General features: G+C 58.6%; 16 protein-coding genes, 1 tRNA gene and 1 pseudogene. 11 read left to right on the top strand and 7 right to left on the bottom strand.

All coding sequences use genetic code 11. From position 1 onward, the window contains the following. Nucleotides 1-74: 74 nt before the first annotated feature. A complete protein-coding gene (gene pth / locus ACXPVS_RS21150) occupies nt 75-659 on the top strand; it encodes an aminoacyl-tRNA hydrolase (RefSeq protein ID WP_223429636.1) in 585 nt (194 codons plus the stop codon). A gap of 22 nt (nt 660-681) precedes the next feature. After that, nucleotides 682-1,782 (top strand): redox-regulated ATPase YchF, encoded by a 1,101-nt coding sequence (gene ychF / locus ACXPVS_RS21145; protein ID WP_458511666.1) that lies wholly within the window; start codon nt 682-684, stop codon nt 1,780-1,782. Nucleotides 1,783-1,863: 81 nt separating this feature from the next. Here the strand turns inward: ychF and ACXPVS_RS21140 are convergent, their stop codons facing one another. After that, nucleotides 1,864-3,081, bottom strand: coding sequence for an MFS transporter (locus ACXPVS_RS21140; RefSeq protein WP_458511665.1), 1,218 nt, complete (start codon nt 3,079-3,081; stop codon nt 1,864-1,866). Between the two features lie 332 nt (nt 3,082-3,413). On the opposite strand from ACXPVS_RS21140, the gene ACXPVS_RS21135 reads away from it, so the two are divergent. From ACXPVS_RS21135 to ACXPVS_RS21120, 4 genes and pseudogenes are all read left to right on the top strand, one after another. After that, nucleotides 3,414-5,471: a methyl-accepting chemotaxis protein gene (locus tag ACXPVS_RS21135; RefSeq protein WP_458511664.1), complete on the top strand. Its 2,058-nt coding sequence runs from the start codon at nt 3,414-3,416 to the stop codon at nt 5,469-5,471. 116 nt (nt 5,472-5,587) lie between these two features. Beyond that, a tRNA-Met gene (locus tag ACXPVS_RS21130) sits at nt 5,588-5,664 on the top strand. Between the two features lie 165 nt (nt 5,665-5,829). Beyond that, nucleotides 5,830-6,285: pseudogene (locus ACXPVS_RS21125) on the top strand (tyrosine-type recombinase/integrase); the annotation flags it as partial. 85 nt (nt 6,286-6,370) lie between these two features. Continuing rightward, the gene (locus ACXPVS_RS21120) at nt 6,371-6,535 is read left to right on the top strand and encodes a hypothetical protein (protein WP_458511663.1); all 165 of its coding nucleotides are present in this window, start codon (nt 6,371-6,373) and stop codon (nt 6,533-6,535) included. Between the two features lie 55 nt (nt 6,536-6,590). On the opposite strand, the gene ACXPVS_RS21115 is transcribed toward ACXPVS_RS21120, so the two are convergent. The 6 genes from ACXPVS_RS21115 to ACXPVS_RS21090 form a co-directional block, all read right to left on the bottom strand. Further along, on the bottom strand, nt 6,591-7,922 hold the full coding sequence (locus tag ACXPVS_RS21115) for an MFS transporter (RefSeq protein WP_458511662.1): 1,332 nt from the start codon (nt 7,920-7,922) through the stop codon (nt 6,591-6,593). A 79-nt stretch (nt 7,923-8,001) separates the two neighbouring features. Beyond that, nucleotides 8,002-9,408: a BufA1 family periplasmic bufferin-type metallophore gene (bufA1, locus tag ACXPVS_RS21110; RefSeq protein WP_458511661.1), complete on the bottom strand. Its 1,407-nt coding sequence runs from the start codon at nt 9,406-9,408 to the stop codon at nt 8,002-8,004. 15 nt (nt 9,409-9,423) lie between these two features. Beyond that, the gene (locus ACXPVS_RS21105; protein ID WP_458511660.1) at nt 9,424-10,413 is read right to left on the bottom strand and encodes a LysR family transcriptional regulator; all 990 of its coding nucleotides are present in this window, start codon (nt 10,411-10,413) and stop codon (nt 9,424-9,426) included. A gap of 169 nt (nt 10,414-10,582) precedes the next feature. After that, nucleotides 10,583-11,230: a 3-isopropylmalate dehydratase small subunit gene (gene leuD, locus ACXPVS_RS21100; protein WP_458511659.1), complete on the bottom strand. Its 648-nt coding sequence runs from the start codon at nt 11,228-11,230 to the stop codon at nt 10,583-10,585. 18 nt (nt 11,231-11,248) lie between these two features. Then, nucleotides 11,249-12,676 (bottom strand): 3-isopropylmalate dehydratase large subunit, encoded by a 1,428-nt coding sequence (gene leuC, locus ACXPVS_RS21095; RefSeq protein ID WP_458511658.1) that lies wholly within the window; start codon nt 12,674-12,676, stop codon nt 11,249-11,251. 132 nt (nt 12,677-12,808) lie between these two features. Continuing rightward, on the bottom strand, nt 12,809-13,711 hold the full coding sequence (locus ACXPVS_RS21090; protein ID WP_458511657.1) for a LysR family transcriptional regulator: 903 nt from the start codon (nt 13,709-13,711) through the stop codon (nt 12,809-12,811). Nucleotides 13,712-14,135: 424 nt separating this feature from the next. On the opposite strand from ACXPVS_RS21090, the gene ACXPVS_RS21085 reads away from it, so the two are divergent. The 5 genes from ACXPVS_RS21085 to ACXPVS_RS21065 all read left to right on the top strand — a co-directional run bounded on the left by ACXPVS_RS21085 (nt 14,136) and on the right by ACXPVS_RS21065 (nt 18,515). Beyond that, nucleotides 14,136-15,200, top strand: a complete 1,065-nt coding sequence (locus tag ACXPVS_RS21085; RefSeq protein ID WP_458511656.1) for an iron-containing redox enzyme family protein — start codon at nt 14,136-14,138, stop codon at nt 15,198-15,200. A gap of 20 nt (nt 15,201-15,220) precedes the next feature. Continuing rightward, nucleotides 15,221-16,498, top strand: coding sequence for an aminotransferase class I/II-fold pyridoxal phosphate-dependent enzyme (locus ACXPVS_RS21080; protein WP_458511655.1), 1,278 nt, complete (start codon nt 15,221-15,223; stop codon nt 16,496-16,498). Beyond that, a complete protein-coding gene (locus ACXPVS_RS21075) occupies nt 16,486-16,704 on the top strand; it encodes a tautomerase family protein (RefSeq protein ID WP_458511654.1) in 219 nt (72 codons plus the stop codon). Before ACXPVS_RS21080 ends, ACXPVS_RS21075 begins: the two co-directional genes overlap by 13 nt. 52 nt (nt 16,705-16,756) lie before the next feature. Then, entirely contained in the window at nt 16,757-17,401 is a 645-nt protein-coding gene (locus tag ACXPVS_RS21070) for a glutathione S-transferase family protein (protein ID WP_265042990.1), read from the top strand. Between the two features lie 79 nt (nt 17,402-17,480). Continuing rightward, nucleotides 17,481-18,515: a cyclase family protein gene (locus ACXPVS_RS21065; protein WP_458511653.1), complete on the top strand. Its 1,035-nt coding sequence runs from the start codon at nt 17,481-17,483 to the stop codon at nt 18,513-18,515. Nucleotides 18,516-18,562 lie beyond the last annotated feature (47 nt).

The following is an 18,562-nucleotide window of genomic DNA, read 5'->3' as shown; positions in this document are numbered from 1 at the left end:
CACTTGTCGTCCACTTTCGCCGCACTCCCTGTAGGCGGCGATGTTATCCACCACTCCAAGGAAGGGCCCCTATCGTGACTGCCATCAAACTGATCGTTGGCCTGGGAAATCCAGGCGCTGAATACGAACAGACCCGGCATAACGCAGGGGCCCTTTTTGTTGAGCGCATCGCGAACGCACAAGGCGTAAAGCTTGTGGCGGATCGCAAATATTTCGGCCTGACCGGGCGCTATTCGCATCAAGGTCAGGATGTTCGTCTGCTGATTCCCACCACCTACATGAACCGCAGCGGCCAGGCCGTCGCGGCACTTGCCGGCTTCTTCCGCATCACGCCTGAAGAAATCCTGGTGGCGCATGACGAACTCGACCTGCCACCGGGCGTTGCCAAACTCAAACAGGGCGGCGGCCATGGCGGTCATAACGGGTTGCGCGACATCATCGCGCAACTGGGCAATCAGAATACCTTTCACCGCTTGCGGCTTGGCATTGGCCATCCGGGCGTTGCCAGTATGGTTTCAAATTTCGTCCTGGGTCGTGCGCCACGCGCCGAACAGGAAAAACTCGATGCCAGCATCGACTTTGCCCTCGGCGTGCTGCCGGATATCCTCGCCGGTGAATGGAACCGCGCGATGAAAAACCTGCACAGCCAGAAGGCCTGACTCACTCCTCGGGGAAAACACCATGGGATTCAATTGCGGCATCGTCGGCCTGCCTAACGTCGGCAAGTCCACCCTATTCAACGCCCTGACCAAATCCGGGATCGCGGCCGAGAACTTCCCCTTCTGCACCATCGAGCCGAACACCGGTATCGTGCCGATGCCGGATTCGCGTCTGGAAGCCCTGGCGGCCATCGTCAATCCAAAGCGCATCCTGCCGACCACCATGGAATTCGTCGACATCGCAGGTCTGGTGGCCGGCGCCTCGAAAGGTGAAGGTCTGGGCAACAAGTTCCTGGCCAACATCCGTGAAACCGATGCCATCGCGCACGTAGTCCGCTGCTTCGAAGACGAGAACGTGATTCACGTCTCCAACAGCGTCGACCCGAAACGCGACATCGAAATCATCGACCTGGAACTGATCTTCGCCGACCTCGACAGCTGCGAGAAGCAACTGCAGAAAGTCGCTCGTAACGCCAAAGGTGGCGACAAGGACGCCGTGGTCCAGAAAGGCCTGCTGGAGCAATTGATCGCTCACTTCACCCTCGGCAAGCCTGCTCGTACGCTGATGAAAACCATGGGCGCCGACGACAAAGCGGTGATTCGGGGCTTCCACCTGCTGACCAGCAAGCCGGTCATGTACATCGCCAACGTCGCTGAAGACGGTTTCGAGAACAACCCGCTGCTGGACATCGTCAAAGCCATCGCCGAAGAAGAAGGCGCCATGGTGGTTCCGGTCTGCAACAAGATCGAAGCCGAAATCGCCGAGCTGGATGACGGCGAAGAGAAAGACATGTTCCTCGAAGCCCTGGGCCTCGAAGAGCCTGGCCTGAACCGCGTAATCCGCGCCGGCTACGAAATGCTGCACCTGCAGACCTACTTCACCGCCGGTGTCGAAGAGGTCCGCGCCTGGACCGTCCGCGTGGGTGCCACCGCACCACAAGCCGCTGGCGTGATCCACACCGACTTCGAAAAAGGCTTCATCCGCGCCGAAGTCATCGCCTATGACGACTTCATCCAGTACAAGGGCGAAGCCGGTACCAAAGAAGCCGGTAAATGGCGCCTGGAAGGCAAGGACTACATCGTTAAAGACGGCGACGTGATGCATTTCCGTTTCAACGTATAAGACACCAGCCCAAGAAAAAGCCGCGTTTAGACGCGGCTTTTTTGTGCCTGAAATAATCACCCACAGGTGATTTGTGTTAGGTCAGGCCTTTTTTGTTCTTGGCAGGAAGATCGCCAGCACACCAAGCAACGGCAAGAACGAACACAGGTAGTACACGTATTCGATACCGTGAACATCCGCCAGATGCCCCAGCAGCGCCGCACCAATCCCGCCAAAACCAAACATCAATCCGAAGAACACCCCGGCAATCATCCCGACATTGCCCGGCACCAGCTCCTGCGCATACACCACGATCGCCGAGAATGCTGACGCCAGGATGAAGCCGATCACGACGCTGAGGATGCTGGTCCAGAATAGATCAACGTGGGGCAGGATCAGGGTGAACGGCGCGACGCCAAGGATCGAAAACCAGATCACCGCCTTACGCCCGATCTTGTCGCCGATCGGCCCACCGAAGAAGGTCCCCGCCGCAACCGCGCCGAGAAACAGAAACAAGTGCAACTGCGAGCTCGCCACCGACAGGTCGAATTTCTCGATCAGGTAAAAGGTGAAGTAACTGGTGAAGCTGGCCATGTAGAAATACTTGGAGAATACCAGCAGCCCGAGTACCACCAGCGCACTGATCACGCGGTTCTTTGACAAGCCATGCGTCGCCACCTGGCCCTGCTTGAGTTTGAACAGACTCAAGTGATTGGCGTACCAACGGCTGATCCGATAGAGCACAAACAGCGCAAACACCGCGAACAGTCCGAACCAGGCCACATGACCCTGACCGAAAGGAATGATGATCGCAGCAGCCAGCAACGGACCGAAGGCCGACCCGGCATTACCGCCGACCTGAAAGGTCGATTGCGCCAGGCCAAATCGCCCGCCTGAAGCGAGTCGCGCCACGCGAGAAGCTTCCGGGTGAAAGGTCGAGGAGCCGATACCGATCAGCCCTGCCGCCAGCAGGATCAACGGAAACGTTGCGACCACCGACATCATCAAAATGCCGATCAATGTGCAAACCGTCCCGGCGGGTAGCAGCCAAGGCTTGGGATGCCGATCGGTGTAGTAACCGACCCACGGCTGCAACAGCGAAGCCGTCAGCTGGAACGTCAAAGTGATCAAGCCCACCTGGGTGAAGGTCAGGCCATAGTTGGCCTTGAGCATCGGATAGATCGAAGGCAACACCGACTGGATCAAGTCGTTGATCAAATGCGCCAGCGCCACGGCGCCGATGATGCGCATGACCAAAGGGCTGCTTTGTGAAGTCGCGGATGCCGGCTGCGCGCCGGTCTGGACATTGCTGATAGCCATAGGAGTTTCCGTACAACAGATGGGTGCACACGGGCAGGTGCGTCAATGTGCCATTTTTCGGTGCCACAGCGCCATCCCCTTAGCCTGCTAACGACCTAGATTTTCATCGTTGAAAAGGTGATAGCGCAACGCCATGGTCTGAATCTTGCCTTGGTAATCCGCTTCAACGCGGCCCCTTACAAAGGGGACCGAGAATGGGAAGTTTCGCTACAGAGCCAGCCTACAGAGCTGACAAGGGTGAACTTTCGAGGCCTTTTAAAAGGGCACAGGTCGCGACCGCAACGGTTGCGACGCACGCTAATGGCGCGTGGTGTCCAGAGGAGTTTTGGGGCATGCAAGCTTTTTTATCACCGGGGATCGGGCTGCTGGGGCGTTTTGGCTTCGCACGCAAATTTCAGCTGTTGTTTCTGCTGTTTATCCTGCCGCTGACGGGCAGTCTGTGGATGATCGGTCAGGACTATCGCGACAAACTGAACCTGATCTCCGGCGAACGTGCAGGGGTTCGACAACTGCTCGCCCTGGATGCTCTGGATAATCTGCTAGCCGCTCAGCGTGACCGCGCGGCTCGCTGGCGCGCCACGGAAACCAATCGCCAGCCGACTCCAGCGACGATCGCGGCGATGGCTGCTTTCGATACGGTTCAGCCAGCCGTCGCCCAAGCCACCTCGGACCTCGGCAACGCACTGCAAACCGAAGGCGCCGAGGGCGAAACCCTGGCCCGTTATCAAGCCCTGCAAACCGCCCTCAACGGCCTGGACTCGAAAAGCCTGAGCAGCGTCGGTTGGTGGCCCGACGGTTATGATCGTTTCACCAATGCCTTGAGTGCCCTGCAAGCCTTGCGCGAGCAGATTGCCATGGACAATCGCCTGACGCTGGCGCCGTGGCTGGAGACCTATTTGCTGACGCAGATCTCCACGCAGCACGCACCAGACCTGATTGAACGAGTCGGCCGTCTCGCCAGCGTCGGCCAGGCCTCAGTAGTATCCGGACAGTTCACCCTGCAAAGCCGTCTGCAACTGCGGGACTTGCGCAGCCGCATCGGCGATGCCCGGGAGCAGTTGGTCAAAACCGCAAGCTTGCTGGAAGCGCGACTGCCCAGCGCGTTGCAAGCCTGGGCCGGGCAATACCATGACAGCCTCAAGCACCTGGACGCCGAGTTGAAAGTCCTCGATGACGGCGTGTTCGGCGGCAGCATCACGCTCAAGCAGGAAGAATTCGAACGCAACCTCGACGCCCTGCTCTCCGACCTCGCTTCACTGCGTCAGCAGTCGTTGGTGTCACTGGATCAGCGTCTGGACTATTACCACGGCTCCGCCATCCGCCAGTTCATCCTGGTAGCGACCATTTTTGGCTGTCTGCTGCTGGCCGCGCTGTACCTGTTCATCTGCTTGCAGGCCTCGATCCGTCGTAGTGCCAACGGCATTACCCTGCTGGCCGAAGCCTTGCGTGACGGCAATCTGAGCCTGCAAGTACCGGTGCAAGGCCGCGACGAACTGGCTGCCATCAGCACCGCCCTCAACGTCGCGGTGGTGCAACTGCGCAACAGCCTGCTGGGGGTCGATCATGAAACCTTGCAACTGAGCAACGCGGTACGCACCCTCAACCATCACTCCAGCGGTGCCCTTGGAGAAGTCGAAGCTCAGCAGCTGCAGATCAGCCAGATCGCCGCAGCGGCCACGCAATTGGCGGCGACCTCTCAAGGGGTCGCCCAGAGTTGCGAGCAGGCCTCCGGCAGCGCTCAGCACACCCAGCGCATCGCCGCCGACAGCAGCCGTGACAGCCAGCGCACGACGGCAAGCATTCAGCAACTCAATCAGCGTTTGAGCGACACCGCAGCGGCACTGGGTCGGGTCAGCGAGCAAGGTCAGCAAATTCAGTTGGTGGTGGATACCATCCGCGGGGTTGCCGAGCAGACGAATCTGTTGGCACTTAATGCCGCCATCGAGGCCGCTCGCGCGGGTGAGCAAGGTCGTGGCTTTGCGGTGGTGGCCGATGAAGTGCGCAGCCTGTCGCAACGCACCCAGTCCTCCACCGCGCAGATTGCCGGCACTGTCGACAGCCTGCGCAGCACCGTAAACGAAGCGGTGAGCCTGATGGAAGCCGCTTGCGGCCAGGCGCAGTCCGACGCCCAGGCCGTCACTGGCCTCGGCGAACGCCTGGGGGAAATTGCCAGTGCGGTGCAGAGCGTCACCGATACCCTGGCGCAGATCGCCACAGCGGTCGACGAGCAAGCGACCACCGCCGACGAGGTCAGCGGCAACATCCAGCACGTTGATCAGGCGGCGGTACGCTTGCTCGAAGGTGCGCGGGCGGTGAACCTGGCGGCGGACACCTTGAGCCAGGGCAGCAAGGCCTTGAGTGCCAATACCGGGAGATTTCAGCTCAGTTGACGCCCTCCCCTGGCCCGTTCTTTCGGACCAGGCGGATAAGCGGTTGAAAGCGTAGAGAAATATTTTAGATTTACGCTTGACACATCTCTGTTACGAGCCAATAATGCGCGCCACTTGGCTACATAGCTCAGTTGGTTAGAGCATAGCATTCATAATGCTGGGGTCCGGGGTTCAAGTCCCTGTGTAGCCACCAAGTACCGATTTATAGAGATCCAAGGATATCTATAAATCACCTCAAGAAGCCCGCCTAGTGCGGGCTTTCTTGTATCTGGAAGTCCATCCTGATCTACCCGCATCCTTCACATCCTGTATGCCCCAATATATGCCTCAATAAAAATTGAACTGGAGGCATACACGGATGAAACGCAGCGATATTAAACGCCGTCCTCTCTCCGATACCGCACTAGTCAATCTGGCTCCTGAACCGGGGGCCTACCGTGAGCTAGGCAGCTCGGGGCTGTATTTCAGAGTAAAGCCTAACGGGCAGAAATCGTGGGAGTTGCGCGATAAGAAGCCCGACGGCAAATGGTCGTGGCTCGGGCTTGGCGGTTGCCCAGAAGTCAGCGGCGCCCTTGCCCGGCAAAAGGCTGCCGAATTGAGATCAGATACAGCAGAAGGCAAAAATCCAATAGCCGCCAAGAAAGCTAGAAAAACTGCGGAGGTAGCAGCAGCAAACCAAACCTTTGAAGCCTTGGCTCGTGAATGGCATACATCTCGCTTGGAAGGTTGGGATGTCGGCACCGCGAAGAGAGTACTTGGAGCCTTGGAACGCCACGTGTTCCCCCTTGTCGGAAAACGTCCTTATGCCTCAATTACAGACTCAGGCATCAAAGCTGGTTGATTGGGAAGTCACTGCCTCACGCCGCATGATCAGCGCCTGCAGCAACCGGACAGCGTTGATGCGGCAAACCGCAACCCATCAACAATTGCCTGCGGGTGTGCGGGCACTCGACCTCGGTCAGCACACGTTTCAACGCGATATCGGCTTGATCCATCGCTCGCGGCACAACCTCAACGAACCCGTGCGCTTCGCCGCCCCTGGTCAAGTGGCTGAAACCGAGTGAGCTTTCGACCAGGGACTTCGATCAACGCAGAGCGGACTGTCGGCCCGGCATCGCGTCAAACCATAACCCGCCTCGCGTTTTTTGAATCATCCGGCAGGCCCCAATAGATCAGGGCCGCGCACAGGACGCAGAACGGAGCCAGCGCCAACATGCCCATGTAGGTGTTACCGCTCACGTCGTTTATGTAGCCCACCAACAACGGCGCCACCATGCCGCTTAACTGCCCGACGGTATTGACCGCAGCAATCCCGCCGGCAATTGCCAGGCCGGTAAACGCCTGTTGCGGAATCGTCCAGAATATCGGAATGGCAATAAAAATACCCGCCGTGGCCAGCACCAGAAATGCCGTCAGCAGGATGTAGTGTTCATTGAAATAGCACGCGGCGAAATAGCCGACGGCGCCGACCATCATCGACATCCACAAGTACTTGCGCCGCTCTCCGGAGGCATCCGAGCGCCGGGTGACGATGATCATGCCGATGGCGGCCACCAGATACGGCAGTGCCGTCAGGAGCCCGACCGTCAGTTCGCTCTTTATCCCCGATGCGCCGATCAGGTGCGGCATCCAGAAGTTCAGCCCATAGCCGGTCAGTTTGATCATGAAATAGATCACCGACAGCACCGCGACCTGGCGGGTAAAAACCACCTTGAACAGCGAGGCATGGATCGGCTGCGACTGCTTCTTGTCGTTGTCCAGGTTGCACTGCAGCACATCCTTTTCGTCCTGGGTGAGCCACTTGGCGGACTGAATGTCGCGATCAAGTTTGTACAGCACGACAATCCCCAGCAGAGCGCAGGGTAACCCGGACAAGACAAACAGCCAGTGCCATCCGGCGAGTCCGAGAAAGCCATTCATGTATTCGAGGATCAGGCCCGACACCGGCGCACCGAGCACGCCGGCTAGCGGGATCGAGAGGAACCAGATGCCGTTCATGCTCGCCAGATTCTTTTTCGGAAACCAGCACGCCAGATAGAACAACAGCGCCGGGCCAAAACCGGCTTCCATCACCCCGATCAGAAAGCGCAGGAAATACAACGAATATTCATTGTAGGCAAACACCAGTGCGGCGGTCGCCAGCCCCCAGGAAATCATGATGCGGCAGATCCAGCTAGGTGCGCCGTAGCGTTTGAGTCCATAGCTGCTGGGCACTTCAAAAAGCACGTAACCAAAAAAGAAAATGCTGGCGGCGAACCCGTACGCCGAATCCGACAGGCCGAGCTCGGCCTGCATCTGGGTCTTGGCAAAACTGATATTAATCCGGTCGAAATACGAGAAGAGGAAGCACACCATGGTGAGCGGAAGAATACGCCAGGCAATGCGCCGGTATAGCATGAGTTCATCAACGCTGGCCGTATCGACCACAGCGCCTTGAATGGCAGTTGTCATGATATTTCTCCTTAATTGTAGTTGTTGGAGATCATTTGTTCCGGCTACGCATGGCAGCCGGTTGCTGCATTAAAAGGTTCTACAGTTCACGCACCACCCTGAAACCGATATTGCTTGTCCGCCCCTCGACCTTGTAGCCGGCGCGGCTCGCCGCGCGGATGAACGCCGGGATATTGCCCCAGGCACCACCCCGGATGACCCCTTGCGTGCATTGCCGCTCTTGCCAGACGCTGCCGTCCTGCGGTGCATTCCGGTAATCGCTGTGCCAGCAATCGTCGGTCCACTGCCAGACGTTGCCGAGCATGTCGAACAACCCGAAATCGTTCGCCGCAAAACTGCCGACAGGAGCGGTGTTCAACCATTGATCCGGTCCCGCAATAAAGCCGCCACAGCGAATTTGCGCAGGGCAATCGTCCGGGCCGTAGTTGGCCTGACTGCGACTGGCGGCCTCACCCCACCAGCGCGCGGTAGACGTGCCAGCACGGGCGGCGTATTCCCACTGCGCCTCGCTGGGCAGTGCGTACAGATGACCGGTCTTGTTCGAGAGCCATTGGATATAGGCACGCGCATCGCTGAGACTGACGTTAATCACCGGACGTTTGCCACGCCCCCATCCTTCGTCACTGGGCTTGTAAGCATTGCAACCGCCATCTTCCAGGCAGGCATCCCATTGCTGGAACGTGACACTGGTAACCGCCATGGCGAAGGGCCTGGCAATGTTCACTGGATGCTGTTGCTCATTGCCGAAGCGCTGTGCCTCGCTCGGCGGTGAACCCATCGCGAAATCACCTGCAGGGATCGGCATCAAGGGTGGACAAGCATCCTCGCAATCACTGAACGGCTCGCCGGACTGGGGCTTCGCTTGGCTGAGCATGGCCTGCAGGCTTTGCGCTCTGAGGCGGTTCGCCACGCTAACCGGTTGGCGTGCGGCAAGAAATTGGGCGATGTTCGCGACCTCCTCGTCGGTCAAGGATTTGGCCGCGACGTCCATGATCGGCGAAGCCCGCGTGCCGTCGCGAAAAGCGCGTAACTGAGCGTCGAGATAGCTGGCGAATTGGCCTGCCAGTTTTGGAAATGCGCTGTTTTGCGAATCACCGGCCACGCCATGGCACGCCGTACAGGCCGGAATCGCGCGCGCGTGATCACCCTCGGCGTAGAGTTTGGCGCCGGCTTGCAGGTCGGCCGTGGCGGACAGCGGAGCTACATGCGCCGAGCAAGCCTGCGGCTGGGCGACAACCGTTCCACCTGACTGTACGCAAGTGCCTTTGGGCACCATGGTCCACTCGCCCGGGTCGTTGTCGACACTGCTCATGCCGGAGCAGGAGTGAAAACAACGGGTGTCGGCACAGTCGTTATGGCCAGCCTTGGCCACGCCATAACACACCTCGTTTTCGGCGGCTTTTTGTGCGGCAGCATCGGCTTCGCTCGCGGCCGTTGCACCGATTGAGGCCAGTGCCGAAGCTAACAGAAGATCTTTGAGATTCATCATCAGGGCCCGAATTCAGGACATGAACAACTGATGTGGATTGCCGCCCGCAACTCGCTCGCCTGGACGTGCGAGCCACACGCCAGCGCGCTGTTCGTTGTTAGCCTGGGTCAGGTGTGTGAACAGTTTTCCGGCTGCAGGCGACAAATGCCGAGGATCGCGCACGACCACTTTCAAGTGACGCGTGGCCCACTCGTCGCGCAGGTCGAGCGAAACCAGATTCTTCGGTGGCCCGAGGCTTTTGAACACCTGGTAAGGAATCAGCCCTACGCCGACCCCGGCCTGGACCATGCGGCATAACACTTCGAAACTCGGCACCTGCGTTTGAATGTCCAACGGTTTGCCGGCTTCCAGCGAGCTTTTCATCGCGTGGTTGAGAATCCAGTCGTTGCCGTGCAGACCGATGTGATGATTGTCCAGCGATTCTTCGAAACTGATCTGACCGCGCGGTGCCAGCGGATGCTTGTGATGGACAACCATGATCAGGCGATCCTGGCGGTACGGTTCGCAGTACAAGTCGTGTGCCACGCCATTCTCCGCGTACACCCCGATATCGGCCCTGCCCGCCTCTATGGCCTGCAACACATTAAGGCTGGAATCTTCCTGAAGGTCGACGCAGATCCGCTTGTGGGCGTTGAGGAAATGACTGACATCGTCGGGCACAAACTGGGCGATGGAGGATGGGTTGGCAGCGACCCTGACACAATCCTGCGCCTGGCGCGCATGCTCCATCAGAGCGGCATGAATCCGTTGCGCACCTTGCAACATTTGCCGCGCATGGTCGAGCAAGGTTTCACCGGCTGCGGTGAGCGTCATGCCCTTGGATTTCCTAATGAACAGCGGCAGGCCAATGGCTTGTTCCAGACCAAGCAGTCTTTTGCTCGCGGCCGAAATAGCGATGGATTCTCGTCGGGCACCGCGGGTCAGGTTGCCTTCCTCACTGATCGAAAGCAGCAGCTTCAGCGTGGTCAGATCCAGATGGTGTAACAAACTGATCGGATACATGTACTCACTCCGTTAAACCTGTGCGCGCCAAAGCACGCAGCGGGTATCCATTCCTTTCCCCCCGGTAGCCGCTTGCAGCGCGGCGCCGTGCAGGTCATTTCGATGCCCCGGGGATCGAACCGAATACTCGGTAGCAATCCCCACCGTTAACGCGGTCAGTTGCTGTCGCTTATAGAGTATTCAGTAGCCATGGAAAGCGTTTGAGATGGTTGTGTTCGAAGGCTTGAATCAGCGCCTGGCGTTGCAATGTCAGAGCGATATCGTCCAGCCCGTTGAGCAGGCAGAATTTGCGGAACGGATCAATCTCGAACGCGATGGAAACGGCGTGCGCATCAGATGTGATGCGCTGCTGTTCGAGGTCGATGGTCAAATGTAAAGGTTCGATCTGAGTGGCCGCCTCGAACAGCCGATCGATCTGCGCATCCTCCAGCACAATCGGCAACAGGCCGTTCTTGAAGCTGTTGTGGAAGAAGATGTCGGCAAAGCTTGGCGCGATCATCACCCTAAATCCGTACTGCTCGAGCGCCCACGGCGCATGTTCGCGCGACGATCCGCAGCCGAAATTGGCGCGCGTCAACAGGATCGACGCACCGTGGTAACGCGGTTGATTGAGGATGAAGTCCCGGTTCAATGGTCGTTGCTCACAGGCCTGCCCTGGCTCTCCATGATCGAGGTAGCGCCACTCGTCAAACAGATTCTGACCAAAGCCTGTGCGGCGGATCGATTTGAGGAACTGCTTGGGAATGATCGCATCGGTATCGACGTTGACTCGATCAAAAGGCACAACCAGACCGCGATGTTGGATCAATGGCGTCACAGTCACTTCCTTTTATGTTTATGGGTGTTTCAGCGTGCGGACATCGACGAAGCGCCCGGCAATAGCTGCCGCCGCAGCCATCGCGGGGCTGACCAGATGCGTTCGCCCACCGGGCCCCTGGCGCCCTTCGAAATTGCGATTGGAGGTTGAAGCGCAGCGTTCGCCGCTGCTCAGGCGATCGTCGTTCATTGCCATGCACATCGAGCAGCCGGGTTCGCGCCATTGGAATCCGGCGCGAATGAACACTTGGTCCAGACCTTCAAGTTCCGCCTGACTCTTGACCAGCCCGGAGCCCGGAACCACCATCGCCAGCTTGATGTTGGCCGCCAGCGAATGCCCGCGCACGACCTCGGCAGCGGCGCGCAAGTCTTCGATTCGCGAGTTGGTGCAGGAGCCGATGAACACTTTGTCGAGGACGATATCTTTGATCGAAGTCCCCGCTTGCAGCCCCATGTACGCCAGCGCCTTGAGCATGCCGTCACGCTTGACCGGATCTACTTCCTGACTCGGGTCTGGCACCCGGCCACCGACCGGCGCGACCATTTCCGGCGAAGTGCCCCATGTCACCTGCGGTTGAATGGTTGTGGCGTCCAGCGTCACCACCGCGTGGAACTGCGCATTCGCATCCGAGTGCAAGGTTCGCCAGTATTCGACTGCCGGCTCCCATTGCTCGCCGGTGGGTGCCAGCGGCCGGCCTTTGACATAGGCCAGGGTTGTGTCGTCGAAAGCAATCAGCCCGGCCCGCGCACCGGCCTCAATCGACATGTTGCAGATCGTCATGCGCCCTTCCATCGACAGCGCTTCTATGGTCGAACCGGCGTACTCGATCGCGCAACCCGTGCCACCGGCGGTGCCGATCTTGCCAATGATTGCCAGGACAATGTCCTTGGCCGTCACGCCGGGCGGCAACTGGCCGTCGACCTGGACTTTCATCGACTTCATTTTCTTCGTCAGCAGGGTCTGGGTGACAAGCACATGCTCGACTTCCGAGGTGCCGATGCCATGTGCCAGACAAGCGAAAGCGCCGTGGGTCGAGGTGTGCGAGTCGCCACAGACCACCGTCATGCCGGGCAGCGTCGCGCCTTGTTCCGGGCCGATCACATGCTCGATGCCTTGGCGGGGATCGTTCATCCCGAAGTAGGTGAAGCCATAAGTCTGCGCATTGGCGTCCAGCGTCTGAACCTGCATCCGCGAAAACGGATCACGGATCTTGCCACCGGCGCGATCACTGGTCGGCACGTTGTGATCGGCGACGGCGAGGTTGGAGGCAACCCGCCACGGCGTGCGCTCGCTCAGCTTCAGCCCTTCGAAAGCCTGCGGGCTGGAGACTTCGTTGATCAGATGACGATCGATGTAGAGCAGCGCCGTGCCGTCCTCATCGGTGGTAACGGCATGCGCATCCCAGAGCTTTTCGTAGAGGGTTTTGGCTGGCGTGGCGATGGTCATGGGGCAAGTCCCGTCGGAGATGTATCCAAATATTACTACCCGGATCCAATCCCAGACGTGACATGTCGAGATGGCTAACATGCCGATTGGCGAGTGGCACGTGCTTTTTGCTCAAGGCTTTCTGCCAAATCCTCAGTGCTTGTTGGTCAGATAGTTGACAAGCGCTGCTGCGGTGGCAGTCAGGCGATCACGATGGCGAAACACCACCACCAGTTTGCGGATCGACCACGGCTCGACAATCGGCACCACGCGCAGGTCCAGCGCGTTCATATTCAACTCGGCCACCAGTTGCGGAACCACCGCCACCCCGAGTTTGACGTGCACCATCCGGCACAACACGTCGAGGCTGCGCACGCGAATCTTCACGTCCAGCTCCTCGCCAATGTCCCGGGCGCGCTGCGCCAGCAAAGTCATCAGCGAGGTTTCCTCAGACAAACCGACGAAGCTTTCGCGGGCGATATCATTGAACGTTACAGAACTGGCTTCGGCCAGGTGGTGGCCGCGCGGTACCACCAGCACCAGCCTGTCCGTGCGATACGGCAAGAACTCCAACTCTGCGGTGCCGTAATTGGCATTGCAGATACCGATTTCAGCGCTGCCCTCGGTGACGCTGCGCATCACGTGGGCGCTGCTGTGCTCATCGACGAGAATTTCCACTTCCGGAAACAAGCGTTTGAACGCCGCCAGATCTTCCGGAAGAAACTGAACGATGGCCGACAGGTTGGCTGCGATCTGCACACTGCCCTTGGCACCCGAGGTGAACTGTGAGAGTTCGGCGTTTAGGCTTTCCAGGCTGGCAATCATCGCTTTGGCGTGACGAATGATCATTTCACCGACCGGCGTTACGGAAATGCCGCGCGATTCGCGATGAATGATCGGCAGCCCGACAATCGCTTCGATCTCGGCGATACGCCGGCTGACGGCCGAGGGCGTGATGCACTCGCGTTCGGCGGCGCGGGCGATGTTTTTTTCCTGACAAACCGTCACGAACAAGCGCAACGAAGTGAAGTCCAGTTTTCTGATTAAGTGATTCATGGCCCTCCCTTGGGCGCGACAGACTGTCGACTAACTCCAGACACGCCAACACGAATAGTTCTTGTTTGATGCTATTAAACCGCTACTTAAACTGAGCACGAAGTGCGACTTACCGTCATGGCATACACGCTTTTCAACGCCATTGGAAGTATCAACCAACCCTGCACAAGGTGGATCAACTGAAACTCCGCCGCTCGCTCACAGCACTGAAGCACGCCAAATCGAAGCGATCGTTCTCATTAAGTTGAACACCGTAGAAAATTCGAGAATTGATTTTCACAGCACCGCCATAGACCATAGAACGCAACTGAATAGCGCCCTACATACTTGCATTAAGAGAAACGCAATCGACTCTATTAGGGCAATTTTTTGCGAGCCATTATTTGTCCGTTAAAGTTGTTTTACTCGTTCGAAGGAGTGCACGATGCAAACGCAAAACTTCAATTTGCTTTCATTCATTACTGACTATTGTAAGCAAGGATTCAGTGGGCCGCAGCCGTATGTGCTCAACAATGACATGCGCCAAAAAGTCCTCGATGAGTGCCTCCGCCTGAAACGTCTTTTCGTTTGCGGCCAACAGGAGTCGCGTGAAGAGCTGCATCGGGTACTGGCGGTCATCTATGACTACCGCTTTTCGGTGCCGTCAATGGAAACAGTCGATGTTGATGTCTCTTCTGTATTCGCCGACATCACTACCTTACTTGAACCGATCATCCTGCAGAATGAAATCGATATTATCCCGGCGGACATATTCGATCAGATGCCGACTAACGGCGGGGCTTTTGTAAGTTGGTTCAAACAGCTGATTTCCCAACATCCTGCGGGCGCGCACCCATTCTTTCAGAACTATCTTCGCGACTCGGCAAGCGTTGAAGCTTTCAGAACTTTCCTGGCGCAGGAAACCACTCTCGATCCGCGCTTCGACGATATTCTGGCGCTGATGCAAGTGGGCACAGTCGGCGCAGAAAAAATGGAAATCGCCAAAAACTATTTCGACGAGATGGGCAATGGTGATGAACGAGAGGTGCATACCCTGCTGTTCAGCAAAGCCTTGAAGGCGCTGAATGTCGACTCCGCTTACATCGACAAGGCGTTGCTCCCTGAAGCACGGGTGTGCGGCAACCTTTCTGCCTGCCTGGCCCTGAGCCCGCGGCATCATTACAAAGCCATCGGTTACTTCGGGGTTACCGAATACCTCGCCCCTCGGCGCTTCAAGAAACTGGTTGCCGGCTGGCGGCGCCTGGGGTTGCCGGAGTTTGGTCTGGCTTACCACGACCTGCATATCCGTATCGATGCAATTCATGGCAAAGGCTGGTTCGACAACGTCATAGAACCGGCGGTCGAACAGGATCCGCGTGTCATCCGGGAAATTCTCTACGGCGCACTGATCCGCCTCAATTCGTCGAACACTTTCCTCGACGCCTTGCTTACCCACGTGCAGCGTCAGGACCGAATTACGCAGCCGCAGAACGTTCTTTCGATTGCCTGAACCGGCTGAGGGGTGCATCCGTGGTTTCTTTGAACAATCATGACAGAACGCCGCCCGACTCGGTGTCCGATGCATTCGAACACCTGGCAACGTTCGATCTCGATCACATCGCAGGCTCGCAGTTGGTCGGGGTGGCCCGGGAAGCGTTTCGGCTCGGGGATGTGGACTTTCTGTGCTTCGGCGAAAGCGATCATCCGAGCCCCGTCTGCGCACAAACCGCGCTCAAGCAAGCGCTCGATGCCGGGCACACCCGCTACCCGGATATTCGCGGTGTACCGGCCCTGCGCCAAGGGCTGGCCGACTACCTAAGCGAGTTGCATCAAATGCCAGTCAGTGAGGATCGGATCGCCGTGACCGCCTCGGGCATGGCCGCAATCAACGTCGCCTTCGCTGCGCTGCTGCGCGAAGGCGACACGGCGGTACTGATTTCGCCCGCGTGGCCCAACCCGGGAAATCTCGCGGCGCTCAAAGGCGTGAATGTGCGAGACGTGCCGCTGTTGCTCGACCAACAGGGGTTCACGCTGAACCTGGAAGCGTTGGAAGCGGCGTTGCCGGGCAGCCGGGTGCTGTTTCTCAATTCGCCCAACAATCCCACCGGCTGGACCGCCAGTGCGCAACAGATGCAGGCAATTCTGGACCTGTGTCGCCGCTACGGGGTGTGGGTCGTCAGCGATGAAGTCTATTCACGCCTGATCTATGACGGCCGGCGAGCCGCCCCTTCCATGCTCGACATCGCCACGGCCCAGGATCGTCTGGTGGTGTGCAACAGCTTCAGCAAAACCTGGGCCATGACAGGGTATCGGGTGGGCTGGCTGGTGGTTCCGCAGGGCCAGCGGGAAAAGCTTGGTGAGCTGATCGAACTGACTCATTCCGGGGTCGCGCCCTTCGTGCAAATGGCGGCGCTGGCGGCGTTGCAGGATCGGCCATTCGTGGACGGGTTCCGCGATTACTGCCTGACCGGGCGGGCGATCGTGTCCGCCGCGCTGGCCGGCGTTGTAGGCATCCGCTACCACCAGCCAGACGCCGCCCTGTATGCGTTCATCCAGCTGGAGGGTGTCAGCGACAGCCTAAGTCTGGCCATGGCGCTGGTGCAACAACATGGCGTCGCCATCGCACCGGGCAGCGCGTTCGGCCCCGCGGGAGAAGGCTTCATTCGCGTGTGTTTTGCCCAGAAACCCGAACTGCTGCGCCGTGCCATGGAGCGTCTGGCGCGCGGTTTACAAACAGAGTTGGCGAAGCAAGGCCCGGTGCCGAGCCTCGTCGCTGCCAATCCAAGGAGCGTTGCATGCCTTACGTAAATATCAAGATTACCGATGAAGGCGTCACCCGCGAGCAGAAACGCGAGCTGATCGCCGAAGTCACCGCGGTGCTGGAACGCGTGCTGCAGAAAAACCCGCGAAGTACCACGGTGGTCATTGATGAAATCCATGTCGATAACTGGGGCATGGCTGGTCTGCAAGTGCCGGAGTATCGCGAAACATTCATGAAAAAACCGTCCGATTAAGGTCGGTCAACGCAAGCAGTAGCCATCTGATTAAATCGTGCGAGGGATAGTCATGTTGACAGTTTGGGGCAGAGAACGTGGTTTGTGCGTCAAGAAGGTGTTGTGGTGCCTTGAAGACCTGAAGCTGGATTTTGAACGAATCGATGCCGGCCGCCAGTATGGCCGGACCAATGATGAGGAATACTTGCGGCTCAATCGCAATGGTCTGGTGCCGACGCTGATCGATGAGGAATTCGTGCTGTGGGAGTCCAACGCGATCATGCGCTACCTGGCGCTGCGCTACGGCCCGCCAAGCCTTTACCCGTCCGAACCGAAGTTGCATGCGGACTGCAACCGCTGGCTGGACTGGTCTGTCGGTGCGCTGTGGCCGGATATCGTGCCGCTGTTCACTTCACTCATCCGCACCGCTCCCGAGCGGCGCGACATGAATGCCGTGCGCATTCAATCGACGCGCCTGGCGAAGAACTGGTCGATTGCCGACGAGTACCTGGCCGGCAAGCAATTCATCACCGGCGAGTACTTCACCATCGCCGATATTGCGCTCGGTGTGCTGGCGCAAACCTATGAAACCTTCGAGCTCGACAACAAACCCGACACCCCGCATCTGGACGCCTGGTACCAGCGCATCAGCCAGCGCCCGGGCTTCAAGCGCTTTGCCGTGTTACCACCTGAGCCAGACCCGACCGAACACAACTGAATCGATCTTGCTCAAGCCGAGCATCTGAGTTGAAACGGGCAGCCTGCGGGCTGCCCACTGGTCTGAGTGGAGTATCAACATGCGCTACAAGCAACGTCCGGCGGGGTCGAACTGGGGGGATTTCGGTCCTGATGATCAACTCGGACGGCTGAATCTGCTGACGGCTGAAAAGATCCGTCAAGGTGCCGCCGAGGTTCGTGCCGGCAAATCGTTCTGCCTGAGTCTGCCGCTTGACCTTCCGGGCGGGTCGAAGTGGAACGCGCGCCGCCAGCCACCCGTGCTGAAACCGGTACTGCGCAACAATCGTTCGAACATCGACTACCAACTGAGCCAGGATGATCCGCATCTGACCGATGTGCTGTGCGACCACACCGTGACCCTTTGCACACAGTATTCGACCCAGTGGGACAGCCTTGCGCAAGTCGGCAGCCTGTTCGATATCGACGGTGACGGGCGCTTACAAAGCTGCTTCTACAATGGTTTCCGCGCCGAGCAGGACATTTTTGGCGAGATCGTACGTGAGCCTGATGCCCACGGCGATTTCCCACCGGCGCCAGCCAGGTTCCTGGGGGTCGAGCACATGGCAGCCACCGGACTGCAAGGCCGGGCGGTACTGATCGACCTGCACAAACATTTTGGCAATGCCAAGCGGCGCGTCGGTTATGCCGAGATACGTCAGATCATGGAGGCCGACAATATTGTGGTCGAGCCTGGCGACATCGTACTGTTCCACACTGGTTTCGCGCAGATGCTGGTGGATATGCAAGGCGATCCGGACGTTCATTTGCTTGAGCACTCGGGCGTCGACCTCAACGGTCGTGACGAAGAGTTGCTACGCTGGATCGACGAAGCGCAGATCAGCGCGATTGCAGCGGATAATCATGCGGTGGAAGCCTTTCCGTCGGAAAAACTCGATCTGCCGCACTACCCGATTCTGCCGCTGCACGAGTTGTGTCTGTTCAAACTGGGCATCCATTTGGGCGAACTCTGGTATCTGACGCCACTCGCCCAATGGCTGCGGGAAAACGGTCGCAGCCGTTTTTTGTTGACCGCGCCGCCCCTGCGTCTGACTGGCGCCGTGGCCTCGCCGGTGACGCCGGTGGCCACGGTCTGAACCCGGCGCCGGCGAGCGCATCGGCATGGCGCAGGCAACGCCCATGC

This window comes from Pseudomonas sp. Ma2-10 (assembly GCF_054330215.1).
Note: the sequence above shows the minus strand (reverse complement) of the source record. Positions and strands in the feature narration are given on the sequence as shown.